The organism is Enterobacter sp. 3U4, from assembly GCF_057224565.1.
Genome location: NZ_CP136665.1, coordinates 671717 through 689123, shown reverse-complemented (window position 1 = coordinate 689123; position 17407 = coordinate 671717). Strand labels below are relative to the sequence as shown.

General features: G+C 55.8%; 15 protein-coding genes, 1 tRNA gene and 1 pseudogene. 5 read left to right on the top strand and 12 right to left on the bottom strand.

Features of this window, described 5'->3' with window-relative positions; genetic code table 11:
* Positions 1 to 118 precede the first annotated feature (118 nt).
* Positions 119 to 1336, bottom strand: a complete 1218-nt coding sequence (gene fabB / locus RVY89_RS03295) for a beta-ketoacyl-ACP synthase I (protein WP_023336433.1) — start codon at positions 1334 to 1336, stop codon at positions 119 to 121.
* 158 nt (positions 1337 to 1494) lie between these two features.
* Here fabB and mnmC point away from each other — a divergent pair, with 158 nt between their 5' ends.
* Entirely contained in the window at positions 1495 to 3492 is a 1998-nt protein-coding gene (gene mnmC / locus RVY89_RS03290) for a bifunctional tRNA (5-methylaminomethyl-2-thiouridine)(34)-methyltransferase MnmC2/FAD-dependent 5-carboxymethylaminomethyl-2-thiouridine(34) oxidoreductase MnmC1 (RefSeq protein WP_484826891.1), read from the top strand.
* A gap of 64 nt (positions 3493 to 3556) precedes the next feature.
* Here mnmC and RVY89_RS03285 read toward each other — a convergent pair whose 3' ends face one another.
* The 6 genes and pseudogenes from RVY89_RS03285 to prmB all read right to left on the bottom strand — a co-directional run bounded on the left by RVY89_RS03285 (position 3557) and on the right by prmB (position 8104).
* Positions 3557 to 3832, bottom strand: coding sequence for a YfcL family protein (locus RVY89_RS03285; RefSeq protein WP_167211729.1), 276 nt, complete (start codon positions 3830 to 3832; stop codon positions 3557 to 3559).
* A 13-nt stretch (positions 3833 to 3845) separates the two neighbouring features.
* Complete coding sequence (locus RVY89_RS03280) at positions 3846 to 4391, bottom strand: elongation factor P hydroxylase (RefSeq protein ID WP_371897351.1); 546 nt, start codon at positions 4389 to 4391, stop codon at positions 3846 to 3848.
* The gene (locus RVY89_RS03275) at positions 4391 to 5200 is read right to left on the bottom strand and encodes a sulfite exporter TauE/SafE family protein (protein ID WP_008502609.1); all 810 of its coding nucleotides are present in this window, start codon (positions 5198 to 5200) and stop codon (positions 4391 to 4393) included. Before RVY89_RS03275 ends, RVY89_RS03280 begins: the two co-directional genes overlap by 1 nt.
* Positions 5200 to 6023, bottom strand: a pseudogene (gene mepA, locus RVY89_RS03270) (penicillin-insensitive murein endopeptidase). Before mepA ends, RVY89_RS03275 begins: the two are co-directional and overlap by 1 nt.
* Before the next feature lie 2 nt (positions 6024 to 6025).
* Positions 6026 to 7111 carry a chorismate synthase gene (gene aroC / locus RVY89_RS03265; protein ID WP_484826890.1) on the bottom strand — a complete coding sequence of 362 codons (1086 nt, stop codon included), beginning with the start codon at positions 7109 to 7111 and terminating at the stop codon, positions 6026 to 6028.
* A 60-nt stretch (positions 7112 to 7171) separates the two neighbouring features.
* Positions 7172 to 8104: a 50S ribosomal protein L3 N(5)-glutamine methyltransferase gene (gene prmB, locus RVY89_RS03260; RefSeq protein WP_008502612.1), complete on the bottom strand. Its 933-nt coding sequence runs from the start codon at positions 8102 to 8104 to the stop codon at positions 7172 to 7174.
* A 145-nt stretch (positions 8105 to 8249) separates the two neighbouring features.
* On the opposite strand from prmB, the gene smrB reads away from it, so the two are divergent.
* Positions 8250 to 8801: an endonuclease SmrB gene (gene smrB, locus RVY89_RS03255; RefSeq protein WP_484826889.1), complete on the top strand. Its 552-nt coding sequence runs from the start codon at positions 8250 to 8252 to the stop codon at positions 8799 to 8801.
* A 46-nt stretch (positions 8802 to 8847) separates the two neighbouring features.
* Here the strand turns inward: smrB and sixA are convergent, their stop codons facing one another.
* The 4 genes from sixA to RVY89_RS03235 form a co-directional block, all read right to left on the bottom strand.
* Positions 8848 to 9333, bottom strand: coding sequence for a phosphohistidine phosphatase SixA (sixA, locus tag RVY89_RS03250; RefSeq protein ID WP_032659231.1), 486 nt, complete (start codon positions 9331 to 9333; stop codon positions 8848 to 8850).
* Positions 9334 to 9542: 209 nt separating this feature from the next.
* Positions 9543 to 11690 carry a fatty acid oxidation complex subunit alpha FadJ gene (gene fadJ, locus RVY89_RS03245; RefSeq protein WP_484826888.1) on the bottom strand — a complete coding sequence of 716 codons (2148 nt, stop codon included), beginning with the start codon at positions 11688 to 11690 and terminating at the stop codon, positions 9543 to 9545.
* A complete protein-coding gene (gene fadI, locus RVY89_RS03240) occupies positions 11690 to 13000 on the bottom strand; it encodes an acetyl-CoA C-acyltransferase FadI (RefSeq protein WP_032643460.1) in 1311 nt (436 codons plus the stop codon). The genes fadJ and fadI overlap by 1 nt, the downstream gene beginning before the upstream one ends.
* Before the next feature lie 238 nt (positions 13001 to 13238).
* On the bottom strand, positions 13239 to 13523 hold the full coding sequence (locus RVY89_RS03235) for a YfcZ/YiiS family protein (protein WP_484826887.1): 285 nt from the start codon (positions 13521 to 13523) through the stop codon (positions 13239 to 13241).
* Between the two features lie 372 nt (positions 13524 to 13895).
* Here RVY89_RS03235 and fadL point away from each other — a divergent pair, with 372 nt between their 5' ends.
* Positions 13896 to 15218, top strand: a complete 1323-nt coding sequence (gene fadL, locus RVY89_RS03230) for a long-chain fatty acid transporter FadL (RefSeq protein WP_484826886.1) — start codon at positions 13896 to 13898, stop codon at positions 15216 to 15218.
* A 44-nt stretch (positions 15219 to 15262) separates the two neighbouring features.
* Here the strand turns inward: fadL and mlaA are convergent, their stop codons facing one another.
* Complete coding sequence (gene mlaA / locus RVY89_RS03225; protein WP_023336447.1) at positions 15263 to 16015, bottom strand: phospholipid-binding lipoprotein MlaA; 753 nt, start codon at positions 16013 to 16015, stop codon at positions 15263 to 15265.
* Between the two features lie 315 nt (positions 16016 to 16330).
* Here mlaA and RVY89_RS03220 point away from each other — a divergent pair, with 315 nt between their 5' ends.
* Entirely contained in the window at positions 16331 to 17260 is a 930-nt protein-coding gene (locus tag RVY89_RS03220; protein WP_484826885.1) for a formate/nitrite transporter family protein, read from the top strand.
* Positions 17261 to 17335: 75 nt separating this feature from the next.
* Positions 17336 to 17407: transfer RNA gene (locus RVY89_RS03215), tRNA-Arg, on the top strand.

Here is a 17407-nt window from a genome sequence, read left to right as displayed (position 1 = left end):
GCTTACGCATTATCGTGAGGATAATGTTGAGGGATGAAGTTTGCCTGTGAGATCAGCTGCTTGTCAATGCATAAAAAAAGGGAGTCTTATGGCTCCCCTTCTGAATCAAACATAAAACTTATGCTTTCAGCTTACGCATGACCAGCGTGGCGTTGGTGCCACCGAAGCCGAAGCTGTTGGACATGACGGTAGTCAGCGTCGCTTCCGTTGGTTTGGTCACGATGTTCAGGCCAGCGGCCTGCTCGTCCATCTCATCAATGTTGATGCTTGGAGCGATAAAGCCGTTTTCCAGCATCAGCAGAGAGTAGATCGCTTCCTGCACGCCAGCCGCACCCAGAGAGTGACCGGTCATGGCTTTGGTCGCAGAGATTGCCGGGCTGTTGTCGCCGAAGACTTCACGGATCGCACCCAGCTCTTTCACGTCGCCTACCGGAGTAGAGGTACCGTGGGAGTTCAGGTAGTCGATTGGGGTGTCAACGCCGTGCATCGCCATCTTCATGCAGCGCACCGCGCCTTCGCCGGATGGCGCAACCATGTCGGCGCCGTCAGACGTAGCTCCGTAGCCCACGATTTCAGCGTAGATGTGCGCGCCACGTGCCAGGGCATGCTCCAGCTCTTCAACCACAACCATACCGCCGCCGCCCGCGATAACGAAACCGTCACGGTGCGCATCGTAGGTACGTGAAGCTTTATCCGGAGTTTCATTGTACTTGGTGGACAGTGCGCCCATGGCGTCGAATTCACAGGCCATTTCCCAGCCCAGCTCTTCGCCGCCGCCAGCAAATACGATGTCCTGTTTACCCAGTTGGATCTGCTCAACAGCATTACCGATACAGTGCGCGGAAGTCGCACACGCGGAGCTGATGGAGTAGTTCACACCGTGGATTTTGAATGGGGTCGCCAGGCATGCGGAAACCGCAGAACCCATGGCTTTAGTAACCACGTACGGACCTACTGCTTTCAGACCACGCGGGCTACGCATTGCGTCAGCGCCGAATACCTGCGCTTTAGATGAACCGCCGGAACCGGCGATCAGACCCACGCGCGGGTTGTTCTGATAAACCTCTTCGCTCAGGCCGGAATCTTTGATCGCTTCCTGCATGGAGAGATAAGCATAAATAGAGGCATCGTTCATGAAACGAACCACTTTGCGGTCAATCAAACCGGTGGTGTCCAGTTTGACGTTACCCCATACGTGGCTACGCATACCTGAATCTTTAAACTCTTCAGAGAAAGTGATCCCGGAGCGTCCTTCACGCAGAGATGCCAGGACTTCCTGCTGGTTATTACCGATGCTGGAAACAATGCCCAGGCCAGTAATCACTGCACGTTTCATTCAATACCTCTGTAAGTCGCACTATAGTAAGTTTCGAGTCGCACAATAGCGTACACTTGTACGCCGAACAAGTCCGATCAGACATTTTCTGCGGAAATTTGCACCGATGGACTCACATCGTTAAGATCGTGCCACTGCCTGTCAGACGAGTAACTTACGTGAAACAAAACGCTATACAACCCGCCAACCTCGAATTCAACGCTGAGGGTACACCTGTTTCCCGAGATTTTGATGACGTCTATTTTTCTAATGATAACGGACTCGAAGAAACTCGCTATGTTTTCCTCGACGGAAACCAGCTCAGCACCCGCTTCCCGGAGCATCCGCGGAGCCTTTTTGTGGTCGCGGAAAGTGGATTCGGCACCGGGCTGAATTTTTTAACCCTCTGGCAGGCGTTTAACCAGTTTCACGCTGCACACCCTGAGGTTACGCTACAAAGATTACATTTCATCAGTTTCGAAAAATTCCCGCTTACCGCGCACGATCTGCGGCTTGCCCACCAGCGCTGGCCGGAGCTTGCGCCCTGGGCGGAGCAGCTTCAGGCGCAGTGGCCGCCCCACATCGGCGGCTGCCACCGCCTGATTCTGGACGATGGACGCGTGACGCTGGACTTATGGCTCGGTGACATCAACGATCTGACCGACAGGCTCGATGACTCGATGAATCAGAAGGTTGATGCATGGTTCCTGGACGGTTTTGCCCCCGCCAAAAACCCGGACATGTGGAGCCAGCATCTGTTTAACGCGATGGCGCGGCTGGCGCGCCCTGGCGCAACGCTTGCCACCTTTACCTCGGCGGGCTTTGTCCGCCGCGGGCTGCAGGAGGCGGGCTTTACCATGCAGAAGACCAAAGGCTTTGGCCGCAAGCGCGACATGCTGGTCGGCAGAATGGAGCAGACGCTGGATATCCCCGCGCAGGCGCCCTGGTTTGCACGCCGCGCCAGCGAATCCCGCGACGTGGCGATCGTTGGCGGCGGGATCGCCAGCGCCCTGCTCTCGCTCGCGCTTCTCCAGCGTGGCTGGCAGGTCACGCTCTACTGCGCTGACGACGCGCCCGCCAGCGGCGCGTCCGGCAACCGTCAGGGGGCGCTTTATCCGCTTTTAAGCGCGCACGACCCGGCCCTGTTTCAGTTTTTCCCTGCGGCATTTACCTTCGCCCGTCGCCTGTATGACGCGCTTCCGGTGGCGTTCGACCATAACTGGTGCGGCGTCACGCAGCTTGGCTGGGATGAAAAGAGCCAGCAGAAGATCGCGCAGATGCTGTCGCTGGGCCTGCCTGACGAGATTGCCCGCGCGGTAAGTGCGCAAGAGGTGGCAGACACCGCAGGCGTGGAAACCAGGTTTGGGGGCATTCAGTATCCGCTCGGCGGCTGGCTGTGCCCGGCTGAACTGACCGCGGCGGTCCTTGCCCTGGCGCAGTCGCGCGGGCTGACGGCGCATTATGCTCACAAGGTTGAATCGTTGAGCCGGACAGAACGTTGGAATCTGCGTTTTGCTGATAGCGAAGAGGCCAGTCATGCCAGCGTTGTACTGGCAAACGGGCATCACATCAGCCAGTTTATCCAGACAGAAACGTTGCCGGTTTATCCGGTCGGCGGCCAGGTAAGCCATATTCCTTCCGCGCCTGAGCTCGGCAAACTGCGCCAGGTGCTGTGCTATGACGGCTATCTGACGCCGCAAAATCCGTCTAACGGCCATCACTGCATCGGGGCCAGCTATCATCGTGGCGAAACGGAAATGCGCTACAGCGAAGCGGATCAGGCGCAGAATCGCCAGCGCCTGATTGACTGTTTCCCGGAGGCGGCATGGGCGAAAGAGGTTGACGTCAGCGCCGGAGACGCGCGCTGCGGCGTTCGCTGTGCCACCCGCGATCATCTGCCGATGGCGGGAAATGTGCCGGACTATGAGGCAACGCTTGAGGCCTATCAGGATCTTGCTGATAACCGGGATAAAGCGGTAAGCGCGCCGGTTTATCCGGAGCTGTATATGCTGGGTGGATTAGGATCTCGCGGGCTGTGTTCCGCACCGCTGCTGGCAGAAGTGTTAGCCGCGCAAATGAGCGACGAGCCAATTCCGCTGGACAGGGTTACGCTTGCGGGGCTGAATCCGAATCGCTTGTGGGTACGAAAACTGCTGAAGGGGAAGAAGGTTAAGTAGGGTGCGGTCGAATCCCCTTCCCCTGACCCTCTCCCAAAGGGGAGAGGGAAGAGAAGGCGGCGGCTTAGCGTTTAGCCTGCTGGAATAAATTGTCCCACATGCCCAGCACCAGAGACTGGTCGCGCGGAGAGAGCTCTCCGGCCTGAATGGCTTTCTCCAGACTGCGGGCCACTTCGGCGTGAACGGCGTCAGCAGAGTGATCGTCACCTGCTTCCAGCTCGGCTACCGCGAGCGTCAGGTGACCACGCAGATAACCGCTGGCGAACAGCTCATCATCACTGGCGTGTTCCACCATGTCATCAATTAACGCCAGAATGCGTGATTCAAATTCTGCGATCATCTTCTTTCCTCTGTTAAAGATCTTCCGGCCAAGGGAAGCATTCCGCCGCGATCGCCGGCGTGTGGTAATAATTCTGTAAGGCCTCGATCAGGCGCGCCGGACGTTCCGGGATGCCTTTCTCAAGATATTCCATCACCTGCGCATGCACGCGGCGCTGGAAGACGATACGGTCTGGCTCGAAGTCGCCTTCGAGGTTATCGCAGCTGACGTTGAACGGAAAACCCGCCGCGACGCAGAATAGCCATTCCAGCGCCTGCGGTTTCACTTCCACATCTTCAAACTGGCCCTGCGTAGCGGCGTCACGCCCGTCCGGGCAGTACCAGTAACCGAAGTCCACCAGCTCGCGCCGCGCTTTCCCCGCAATACACCAGTGCGAAATTTCGTGCAAGCCGCTGGCATAAAAGCCGTGGGCAAAGACTATACGGTTATACGGAACCTCTTCATCAGCAGGAAGATATATCGGTTCGTCGTCGCCTTTAATCAGACGGGTATTAAAATCGTCAGCAAAACAGCTGTCGAAAATCTCAATCAGCTGTTCGTATTTATGCGTACTGTTCATTAGTGCATCCCCAACCAGGTGAGGATCTCCTGTCCATGGCTGTCATAAAGAAGTTTGGCGCTCATTACGGCCGAGACGATGACGATCATCGGGCGAATAAGCTTTTGTCCTTTGCTTAACACCAGACGCGAGCCCGCGCGCGCGCCCAGGAACTGCCCTGCCATCATCACAAATCCGGTTGCCCAGATAACCTTGCCGCCAATGATAAACAGCAGCAGGCCGCCGACGTTAGAGGTCGCGTTGAGCACTTTGGCATGAGCGGTCGATTTGGCGAGGTTAAACCCGGCTAGCGTCACGAACGCCAACGCGTAAAACGAGCCTGCCCCCGGGCCGAAGAAACCGTCGTAAAAACCAACGCAGCCCCCGGCAATCAGGGCAAACGGCAGGCCGTGCAGACGACGCTGGCGGTCTTCTTCACCGAGCTTTGGCATCAGCAGGAAGTAAAGCCCGATGCAGATGACCAGAACCGGCAGGATCTGGCGCAAAATATCCGACTGCACGTGCTGAACCAGCAGTGCGCCCGACGTGGAGCCGATAAAGGTCATCAGGATATTAAGCTTCTGGTCGGCCAGGCTCACCACCTTACGGCGGATAAAATAGAGCGACGCCGAGAGCGAGCCGCCGCAGGCCTGCAGCTTATTAGTGGCAAGAGCCTGCGCCGGGCTCATGCCCGCCGCCAGCAGCGCGGGAACGGTTAACAACCCGCCGCCGCCCGCAAGGGCATCGATAAAACCGGCCAGCATGGCCACAAAGAACAGCACCACCAGCAGCAGCGGTGACACCATAAACAGATCGACGAAATTATCCATTAAAGTACATGCTCATCCAGTAGCGCCTGCAGGAAGGCGGCAACGGAGGCGGTGTCTTCTTCTCAGGCTTAGAGGTTCCAGGTTTTGCCGGTTCAAACCAGCTTTGCAGTTCCGCACCGCAGCCATCGCCAGGCGGCGGAAGCGGCTGATCTTCACATTCCAGGCTATTCGCCGGGCAGCGCAGACGAACGTGCATGTGCGCACGATGCTGGAACCACGGGCGCACTTTGCGCAGCCAGTCGCGATCGGTTCCGGCATCAAGGCAGAGCTGCTGCTTGATGGCCGGGTTAACGAAAATCCGCGTGACGTCGTTATCTTCTGCCGCCAGCTTGATCATGCTGGATACGTCCCGCGTCCACAGGGACGGCACAACGCGCTTGCCGTCGCTCGCCACCAGATCCAGCGCCTGCGGTTTCAGCAGTTGGGCGGAGGTCCAGCGCGTTTTCGGCAGCTGCAGGAAGATATCGACATCCAGTCCGGTCTGGTGACTGGCGTGTCCACCGTTAAAACGACCGCCGGCAGGCATCCCCATATCGCCAATCAGCATCGTGCCCAGCCCCAGGTTATGCACCTGATTTCCCAGACGCTGAATGAACAGCACCAGATCCGGGTGGCCGAAATAGCGACGCTGATCGGTACGCATCACCTGATAGGTATCCGATTGCAGCGGAAGTTCCTGCGCGCCCACGATACAGCCGTTTGAGAAGGCGCCGATCGACTGCGCGCTCCCCGCCACCGGGTGGGTGATTTTTTGCCATGGCGTCGCGGCCAGACTGGCTCCACTGGCGAGCAGCGCCAGCAGAGCAATTGCGGTTTTTTTCATGTTTACCAGCGTGGAATGGTGGTCGTCACATCCGCATTCTGCGCGCGCTGGCGCAGGAAGTGATCCATCAGCACGATCGCCAGCATCGCTTCTGCGATCGGCACCGCGCGGATCCCCACGCACGGATCGTGACGTCCTTTGGTGATCATCTCAACTTCTTCGCCATCGCGGTTAATCGTGTGGCCCGGCACGGTGATGCTGGAAGTTGGCTTCAGCGCGATGTTGGCAATAATCTTCTGCCCGCTGCTGATGCCGCCCAGAATGCCGCCCGCGTGGTTGCTCTGGAAGCCCGCCTTCGTGATCTCGTCACGGTTCTGGCTCCCGCGCAGGGATACCACGTCAAAACCATCGCCAATCTCAACGCCCTTCACCGCGTTGATGCTCATCAGCGCGTGGGCAATGTCGGCGTCGAGACGGTCAAATACCGGCTCGCCCCAGCCTGGCGGGACGCCGTCGGCCACGACGGTAACTTTCGCCCCGATGGAGTCGCCCTCTTTTTTCAGGCCGCGCATCAGTTCGTCCAGCGCTTCCAGCTTGTCGGCATCGGCGCAGAAGAACGGGTTTTGCTCGACCAGATCCCAGTCTTTGATCGCCAGCGGAATGTCGCCCATCTGGGTCAGACAGCCGCGGATAACGATGCCAAATTTCTGCTGCAGGTATTTCTTGGCAATGGCGCCAGCCGCCACGCGCATCGCGGTTTCACGCGCGGAAGAACGCCCGCCGCCGCGATAGTCGCGGAGGCCGTACTTTTGTTCGTAGGTGTAGTCGGCATGGCCCGGACGGAAGACGTCTTTGATGGCACCGTAGTCCTGGGAGCGCTGATCGGTGTTTTCGATCAGCAGACCAATGCTGGTTCCGGTGGTGCGGCCTTCAAAGACGCCGGAGAGAATTTTGACCTGGTCCGGCTCGCGACGCTGCGTGGTGTAGCGAGAGGTGCCCGGGCGACGACGGTCGAGGTCGTGCTGTAAATCGGCTTCGGTCAGTTCGATGCCTGGCGGTACGCCATCAACGATACAGCCCAGCGCCAGCCCGTGCGACTCGCCAAAGGTGGTCACGCGGAATAACTGTCCAATACTGTTTCCTGCCATCACGGCTCCGATGTTGTTGTTTGTGTTTGAGCGTTGTGAAACGGGCCGAAGCCCGCTGGATTAATCTTTATAGATGCTGAAGTGTTCGCGCGCGTCGAGCAGCTGCGCTTTGGTCAGCATAAAGACGCCGTCACCGCCGTTGTCAAACTCAAGCCAGGTGAACGGCACATCCGGGTACTGCTCTATCAGATGTACCATGCTGTTGCCCACTTCACAAATCAGAACGCCGTCGTCGGTCAGATAATCCGGCGCGCAGGCCAGAATGCGGCGGGTCAGCTTCAGGCCGTCAGACCCTGACGCCAGACCCAGCTCCGGCTCGTGACGGTATTCGTTCGGCAGATCGGACATGTCTTCCGCATCAACGTACGGCGGGTTGGTAACGATCAGATCGTACTGCAGCGTTGGGAGATCGCGGAACAGGTCAGAGCGAATTGGCGTAACGTGATGGATCAGCCCATGCTCTTCGATGTTGTGCTCGGTCACGGCCAGCGCGTCGGTGGAGATATCAACGGCGTCTACTTCCGCTTCCGGGAAGGCGTAAGCGCAGGCGATGGCGATGCAGCCGCTGCCGGTACACATGTCCAGAATGTGCTGCGGCTGATGGCCAATCAGGCCTTCAAAGTGGTTGTTAATCAACTCACCAATCGGCGAGCGCGGCACCAGCACACGTTCATCGACATAGAACTCGTGGCCGCAGAACCAGGCTTTGTTGGTCAGATAGGCGACCGGAATTCGCTCGTTCACGCGGCGGATCACGCGCTCAACGATGCGGTGTTTTTCGCTGGAGGTCAGGCGCGCGGTGCGCATGTCTTCTGGAATATCCAGCGGCAGGTAGAGGGACGGCAGCACCAGCTGCACGGCTTCATCCCACGGGTTGTCGGTACCGTGACCGTACCAGATATTGGCGGCGCTGAAGCGGCTAACCGACCAGCGCAACATGTCCTGTATGGTATGCAGCTCGTTTACTGCTTCATCGACAAATATTTTATCCACTCTTTCCTCCAGGGCATGCTCGCATAATTTTCGGCGGCTAGTTTGCCATGAAGACGGCGATAAATCAGCAATGACGCGTCTCGCTTGAGGTTAAAAAATGCGTTTAGTCGGGTACACTATCGGAAATACGAGATGAGAATGACGAATGAAAAAGAAAACATCGCTCAGCGAGGAGGATCAGGCGCTCTTCCGACAGCTAATGACCGGGACGCGTAAAATCGCTCAGGACACCATTGTCCATCGCCCTCAGCGTAAAAAAATCAGCGAAGTACCGGTCAAACGTCTGCTGCAGGAGCAGGCGGATAACAGCCACTATTTTTCAGATGAATTTCAGCCGTTGCTCAATACTCAGGGTGCGGTGAAATACGTACGCGAAGACGTCAGCCATTTTGAGCTGAAAAAGTTACGTCGCGGAGATTATTCGCCGGAGCTGTTTCTCGATCTGCACGGTTTGACCCAGATGCAGGCGAAACAGGAGCTGGGGGCATTGATTGCAGCCTGTCGTCGTGAACATCTTTTCTGCGCCTGCGTGATGCATGGCCACGGTAAACATATCCTCAAGCAACAGACGCCGCTGTGGCTGGCTCAGCATCCACACGTGATGGCGTTTCATCAGGCACCGAAAGAGTACGGCGGAGATGCCGCATTGCTGGTGTTGATTGAAGTGGAAGAGTGGCAGCCGCCAGAGTTGCCCTGACAGAATGGCGGGAAGCACATTGCACCCCGCCATATCGCACGTCACGTCAGATGGCTTTTGCCATCTTCAGGTTGCACGGACTCATTTGCCAGTTGAAGACACCTTTGCCCGTTTCGTCGAGAGAAACATTGGCAATGGCGGATGTCGTGAACATCGGCGGAGTCTCGCCCGGGCACAGCTCAGATACCAGATAGCCAACCAGTGGCAGGTGGGAAATGACCAGCGCGGAAGCGACACCTTCATTGCACAGCGCCTGAAGATAAGCGCTGACAAGACCTACATCGCCACATGGGGTGAGTTCAGGGAGAACATCCACACTGGTCGGCAGGTTCATACATTCACCTACCACATCCAGCGTCTGTTCTGCACGCAGGAACGGACTCACCAGAACGCGTTCGATGTCCACTTTTTGACCGTTAAGCCAGGTCGCCATCAGACGAGATTCGTCGCAGCCACAGACGGTCAAAGGACGTACTGAGTCACTGGCGGCATCGAGTGCCGCGTCGCCGTGACGCATGATAAAAACTTGCATATTGCACCGCTTTTGTTAACCAGAATCACCGGCGTTAACTACCCGCGATAAATGCTAAGAGGTAGAAAACCCGATGGCCGGGCATTGTGCCTGATCCATTCGGTGAATGAAACGCTGTTTTTTACCTCAATGGCGTAAGTATAGTCAATCTCTGTTTACAAAATCGCCAGAACAGGTCCATTCACTTCAGGATTTACCCTTCTTTGACCTCAGCTTACGAGGACAGTTTCCCTTGCAGGCCAAAATGTCTGGCCGCGTTCCGCCATCTGCAATAATTCGTCACACGGCGTAAACCGGGGACCATATTGCGAAGCCAGACGTTGCAGGATTGCAACCACTTCACCCGCGCCGAGCGTATCCATGTAACGGAACGGGCCGCCAAGGAACGGCGGGAAACCAATACCAAATACCGCGCCGATGTCGCCATCGCGTGCATTCTTGATCACCTGCTCATCAAAGCAGCGCGCCGCTTCATTGAGCATCATCATCACGCAGCGCTCAGCGCACTGAACGGCGGACAGTTTTCCCTGACCTGTGGTCGAAATGAGTCCATATACCGAAGGGTCGACCTGTTTCCTGCTTTTACGCCCTTTCGCGCCGTAAAGATAGAAACCGCGTTCATTTTTTCTGCCTTTGCGATCGTCCTTCAAAATCGCAGAAACAATATTTGCAGGTGGGCTAAAACGATCGCCATAGGCGGCTTCCAGCACTGGTATAATTTTAGTGCCGGTGTCTATTCCCACCTCATCCAAAAGTTGGATTGGACCAACGGGAAAACCAAACTTTACCAATGCCTCATCGACGTGCTCGATTTTCTCGCCTTCCGTCAGCAACCGCATTGCTTCATTAATGTAGGGAGCCAGAATGCGGTTGACGTAGAAGCCAGCTTTGTCCGCTACCACAATCGGGGTTTTACCCTGTTTTTTCGCCAGCTTCACCACGGTGGCAACAGTTTGCGGACCGGTAGTCGCGTGCGGAATAACTTCTACCAGCGGCATTTTTTCGACCGGGCTAAAGAAGTGGAGTCCGATTACCTGCTCCGGACGCGCCGCTTTCGCCGCGATATCGCCAATCGGTAATGACGACGTATTGGAGGCAAAAATGGTATGCGGGGCGCAATGCTGCTCAACGTCTGCCACCATCTGCTGCTTAAGCGCCAGATCCTCAAACACGGCTTCAATCACCAGATCGCGGTGCGCAAAACCGCTGTAATCCGTCGTACCGGAGATCATCGCCAGGGTTTTATCACGCTCGCTTGCTTTGATATGGCGGCGTTTGACCTTTTGATCAAGGTTCTGCCAGCTGTACTGCAGCGCGTGGTTGATCCCCTTAGGATTAATGTCCTTGATTCGTACAGGTAATTTGCCTTTGCTGGCGGTAACAAAAGAGATTCCGCCTCCCATGAGCCCCCCACCGAGTACGCCGATGGCACGCAGCGGCGCAGGCTGCGCCTCGCTGCCGGGATCTTTTTTCACGTCCGTGCTGGCGAAGAAGATGCTGCGCAGTGCCTGAGACTGTGGTGTCATCGCCAGTTCGCCAAAGGCTTTGGCCTCCGCGGCATAGCCGCTGCTGCTTCCCTGCGACAGCCCGGTCTCGATCACTTCCAGGATCCGCTTTGCCGCCGGGTAATTGCCTTTGGTTTTTTGTTCGGTCTTTTTGCCCACCATGCTGAACAGGAGCGTTCTTCCCAGCGGGCCGGCCAGCACGCGCTCACGTACCGGCAGAGGACGTTTTGCCTGCCGACCTTTCAGCGCAAGCTCAACGGCGGCCTCCAGCAAAATAGACTGCGGCACGACGTCATCGACCAGACCGGCTTTCAGCGCCTGACGGGCACGCAGCTGTTTACCGGTTAAGATCATCTCCAGCGCCGTGCTCACGCCCACCAGGCGCGGCAGCCGTTGCGTTCCGCCGGATCCAGGCAGCAGCCCCAGCTGCACTTCCGGCAGACCCAGAACGGTTTTCGCATCGTCAGTACAAATCCGGCTGTGACAGGCCAGCGCCAGCTCAAGCCCACCGCCCAGACAGGCACCGTGGATCGCGGCAATGACCGGGATCGGCAGGCCGTTGATCTCCGCCATCACCTGCTGACCCTGACGCGCCAGCTCTTCGGCTTCCAGAGCGCTTTGCGCCCGGGCGATCATGTTGATATCCGCGCCGGCGATAAAGTTATCGGGCTTGGCAGAGATAAACACCAGGCCGCGAATCGCTTTGTTGTCGCGGATCTGCTTTAGCATCGCGCGCACCTGAACACCAAATTCGGCCTTCAGGGTATTCATCTTTTCATCAGGCACATCAATAGTGATAACGGCCACGTTATCGAGGCGAACCGTCAGATTAAATGCAGATGGCAGATCCATTATTCAGCCTCCAGAACCATTGCTGCGCCAAGGCCACCCGCCGCACAGGCGGTAACAAGGCCAAACCCGCCGCCACGGCGACGGAGTTCATGTAATGTTTGCGTGATCATTCGCGCGCCGGTGGCGGCAAACGGATGACCATAGGCGATAGAGCCGCCAAGCACGTTGAATTTACTCTGATCCACTTCGCCTGTGGCATGGGCGCGGCCCAGCACATCGCGCGCGAAACGCTCGCTTGCCAGCAGCTGGACGTTTGCCAGGGTTTGTGCAGCAAACGCTTCGTGCATATCAATCAGGGTTAAATCAGCCAGCGTCAGCCCTGCTCGCTCCAGCGCCAGCGGCGTAGACCACGCCGGACCTAACAGCATGTCCTGCCAGACATCAATGGCGGTGAAAGCATAGCTGCGTAAATAACCCAGGGGTGTAATGCCCAACTCCTTCGCGCGGGATTCGGTCATCAGGATCACGGCGGCGGCCCCGTCCGTCAGCGGTGTACTGTTTGCTGCCGTCACGGTGCCGTGCTTGCGGTCAAACGCCGGGCGCAGTTTTGCGTAATCCGCCAGCGTTGAGGTGCCGCGAATATTGTTATCTTCGACAAGCGGTTCGCGATAGGGAGGAATATAGGCGGTCATGACCTCGTCGGTCAGCTTGCCTTCCGACCAGGCTTTTGCCGCAAGCTGATGCGAGCGATGCGCCAGCGCATCCTGTTGTTCACGGGTGATGCCGTAGGTTTTCGCCATCTGTTCGGCGGTATCGCCCATGCGCAGGCCGGTAGAATATTCCGCTACGGCAGGGGGAACAGGCATGAGGTCGCGCAGACGTAAACGCGAGAAGAGTTTGAGTTTCTGACCCGTAGTACGGGCTTTGTTAGCATCGACCAGAATACGCGCCAGCTTTTTACTGACCCCAATCGGCAGTACCGAAGAGGAGTCCGCTCCACCCGCTATCCCGGCGCGAATAGTACCCGCCATCAGGCTTTCGGCGACGTTAGCCACGGCCTGAAAGCTGGTTGCGCAGGCGCGGCTGACGCTGTAGGCATCGGTATGCACGTTCATCCCGGTACCGAGGACGATTTCACGCGCAATATTGGGAGCTTCAGGCATCTGCACGACCTGACCGAATACCAGCTGTTCGATGACCTCAGGCGGAATTTCGCTGCGAGCCAGCATCTCCCCCACTACCATTTTCCCCAGGTCGACGGCCGGTATGCCATGAAACGCCGTTGCCTGACGCGCAAACGGCGTGCGCAACCCACTGACTATGGCAATGCGATCGCCCTGACGGGTAATAAGCGGTAATGCCTGACTCATAACACTCCCCTGTAAAAAAAATTTTCGCAAACATAAAGTGGTCTGACCTGATAATAGTCTTAACCATTTTTTTACATTCAGCCAATCGGGGAAACGAAAAAGTGCGAGCTAAGGCACAGAGAAGAAAAAGAAAATGCCCCGAGGTAAAAGCAAAACGGTAACCCGTAGGTTACCGTTTTTAGTGTTTGCTCCCTCTCCCGTGGGAGAGGGCTGGGATGAGGGCTCCAGACCGCAGGGATTAACGCAGGCCCAACTGAAAAATCAGCGTTTCTGCTTCGCAGGCGAAGACAAAGTCGATGTCCAGCTTCACGCCGCCTTCCACTTCGGTAAAGGTCGACTTGATTTCACACGGATCGGATTCAACGTCACGCGCACGCTTGCTCAGCGCGGCCAGGGTCTCTTCCGCTTCGTTGCGGTTGGTGAACACACGGCTGTAAGACGCGGTGCAATCGGAGTTGTCCATGATGGTCCCAACATCCATACAGCAGCAAACCGGGGTTTCATCAGCACTGCATTTACTCATAGCTCAATTTCCTCTGTATTCGCGCAGCGCGCGAGATAGACACGATGCTGATATTTTACGCCCCAGCGCGGGTGCTCTCCAGCCGTTAATGGCGCAAAAACGGATAAGTGACCAATATCACACTAAAAAATGATCTAAAACAAAAACCACCCTTTTGGGTGAGTCGCGATGGTCACAATTTTGCCAACCAGATCTCGTTTCGCGAAACATGTTTGAAAATATTAATAAACAAACTTGCAACATTCAGGCTGGTCAGACCTATACTCTGGCCACTGGTCTGATTTGTCTGTCATACCTCAGACCCTACACTTCGCGCTCCTGTTACGGTATGTAACAAATATTGAATAAAAATAACTCAATGAGGTTATGGTCATGAGCCAGAAAACCCTGTTCAACAAGACTGCGCTGGCAGTCGCAGTGGCACTCGTCTCCACTTCCGCATGGTCAGCGGGCTTTCAGTTAAACGAATTTTCTTCCTCTGGCCTTGGCCGCGCGTATTCGGGGGAAGGTGCGATTGCGGATGATGCGGGTAACGCGAGTCGTAACCCCGCGTTGATCATGATGTTTGATCGTCCCACTTTCTCTGCCGGTGCTATTTTTGTCGATCCAGGTGTTGATATCTCAGGTCGTTCCCCGACAGGTGCCAATCTGAAAGCGGATAACATTGCCCCAACGGCATGGGTTCCAAACATGCACTTCGTGGCGCCAATTAACGATCAGTTCGGCTGGGGCGCATCCGTGACCTCTAACTACGGTTTAGCAACCGAGTTCAATAACGACTATGCAGCCGGGGCGTTTGGCGGTAAAACCGACCTGGAAACCTTGAACCTGAACCTGAGCGGTGCTTACCGTCTTGATAATCACTGGAGCTTCGGCGTTGGCTTTGACGCTGTGTATGCTAAAGCGAAGATCGAACGTTACGCGGGCGACCTGGGTAAAGTCGTTGCTGGCTCAGGTGCGCTACCGCCAGCACTGGCACAGCGAGTGGCTGGTATCCCGGCAGACACTCAAATCGCTTATCTGAAGGGCGACGAATGGGGCTTTGGCTGGAACGCCGGTATCCTCTATGAACTCGATAAAAACAACCGTTACGGCTTTACCTACCGTTCCGAAGTAAAAATCGACTTTGATGGAGATTACAAAAGCAGCCTCCCTTCTGCCTATAACCAGATCCTCGGCAACTTCGGCCTGCCGATGGGTACCAATGGCCAAACCACTGGCGGCTCTCTGAGCCTGCACTTACCAGAAATGTGGGAACTGTCTGGTTATAACAAAGTGGCACCACAGTGGGCGGTTCATTATAGCCTGACCTACACCAGCTGGAGCCAGTTCCAGGAGCTGAAGGCAACCAATAGCAACGGCGACACGCTCTTCTATAAAGATGAGAGCTTCCGTGATGCTTACCGCATCGCGCTGGGTACCACCTACTATATGGATGACAACTGGACATTCCGTACCGGTATTGCCTTCGATGACAGCCCGGTACCTGCCGACAAGCGTTCCATCTCTATTCCGGATCAGGACCGCTTCTGGCTGAGCGCAGGTGCGACCTATGCATTCAACAAGGATGCCTCTATTGATGCGGGCATCTCTTATATGCACGGTCAAAAAGTTAACTTCAAGGAAGGTCCGTATGAGTTCTCTTCCGAAGGTAAAGCCTGGCTGTACGGCATGAACTTCAACTACGCGTTCTAATCGCACTGGAATCAAAAAAGGTGAGCATTGCTCACCTTTTTTATTTACTCCGAATCGATATCTTTTAGTTCGTTTTCGATCGCCTTCGCGTTTGGATTCTCTTCCGGCTTCAGCTTACCGCCGTTGGCAATAAAGTCATGATTCTGGAAATACGCTTCACGTACCATAATGTACGGGTCAGAAGACTGGCGCAGTAGACCATCAGAGTCGAGGAGTTGCGCGCGGGTTTCAATCCCTTCCACCGTCCATTTACCCACCGACAGCGGCCATGTCAGCCACGACAGAACCGGATACAGCGTATCGACCATATCACCGCCATCATCACGCACGGTGAAGCTGCCATAGAACGGCAGATGAACGTAAGGGCCGTAGCCGACACCATAATGCCCCAGCGTACTACCAAAACGGTGCGGCTGTTCACGCTGCAGTTTCGGGTTCGCCATGCCTGCAACGTCAATAAAGCCGCCCATCCCCAGTATGGAGTTCAGGAAGAAGCGGGTAAAGTGGACCATCCCCTGATACGGGTCGCCCTGCAGGAAGTAGTTCACCATTACCGCTGGTTCTTCAAGGTTGCTGGTAAAGTTACTCAACCCGTTACGCGCGGGCTGTGGAACATAGTCGCGCCATGCCACTGCCACCGGGCGAACCACATACGGGTCCAGCACGTTGTAGTTGAAGCTATACATGGAGCGGTTAAATCCTTCGAGAGGATCGGAGCGTCCCGTTTGCTCCCCGGAGCTGGCGCAGCCCACAAGCATCGTCGCGCCAAGCGCAAGCGCCGACAGCCGAAGTTTCATAAATATCTCCCTGTTCAGTATGGCTATCGTTGATTGCCATCCGTAACGGAGCCGTTGACGCTCCGTCTGTAAACGTGCAAGCGATTGTAACAGCACGTTTACCGATGTCTATGAGCACAATTACGGGCAGTAACCACCGTGACTCTGATCTCAGCATAGCCTGGCTTTTGGAATTCGTTTCGCTGCCAATTTTATAATGTCTTTGAAAGAGATGTATCACCTTTGTTGTCATTGCCGCCAATTTAAGAGCATCCCCACAGGCATCCTGACAAAAGCCGCTACGCTTAACAGAAAGATCAACCTCCGGGAGCAGATATGAAAGAAGTGGGCGAAGAAAAAATTGGCGAGAGCAATGAGGAAATTGAAATTGAAAGCGAGGAAAAAGCGCGCGGCGAGAAAATAGAAATTGATGAAGATCACCTTCCTTCCCGCGCGATGGCCATCCACGAGCATATCCGCCAGGACGGTGAAAAAGAGATGGAGCGCGACGCGATGGCCCTTTTCTGGTCAGCTATCGCGGCAGGGCTCTCAATGGGCGCATCCCTGCTCGCCAAAGGGATATTTCATGTTCAGCTGGAAGGTGTGCCCGGGGGATTTTTACTCGAGAACCTCGGCTATACCTTCGGCTTTGTGATTGTCATCATGGCCCGCCAGCAGCTGTTTACCGAGAACACGGTAACCGCCGTTCTGCCGGTAATGCAAAACCCTACCCTCGGCAATTTCGGCTTATTGATGCGTCTGTGGAGCGTCGTCCTGCTGGGTAATATCATCGGAACGGGCATCGCGGCCTGGGCGTTTGAATACATGCCGATCTTTGATGAACCCACCCGGGACGCGTTTGTAAAAATCGGCATGGATGTGATGAAAAACACCCCGATCGAAATGTTCTCGAATGCCATCATCTCCGGCTGGATCATCGCCACGATGGTCTGGATGTTTCCTTCAGCAGGGAGCGCCAAAATTGTGGTGATTATATTGATGACCTGGCTGATTGCGCTGGCTGATACCACGCATATTGTTGTCGGTACCGTTGAAATACTGTATCTGGTCTTTAACGGTACGCTTCACTGGAGCGATTTTTTCTGGCCGTTCGCCCTACCGACGCTGGCAGGAAACATCTGCGGCGGAACGTTTATCTTCGCGCTGTTGAGCCATGCCCAAATCCGTAACGACATGTCAAACAAACGCAAAGCTGAGCTTAAGGCACGGGAAAATGATGATAAATCGACAAAAAAATCGTCCTGAATGGTGACTCTTTGAGCAGTCAGGCGGCGATGCGCTTAACGCATAGTGTAAATAAGGCTATACTCGTGCCGCCTCGTCCCCTTAGTTAAATGGATATAACGAGCCCCTCCTAAGGGCTAGTTGCAGGTTCGATTCCTGCAGGGGACA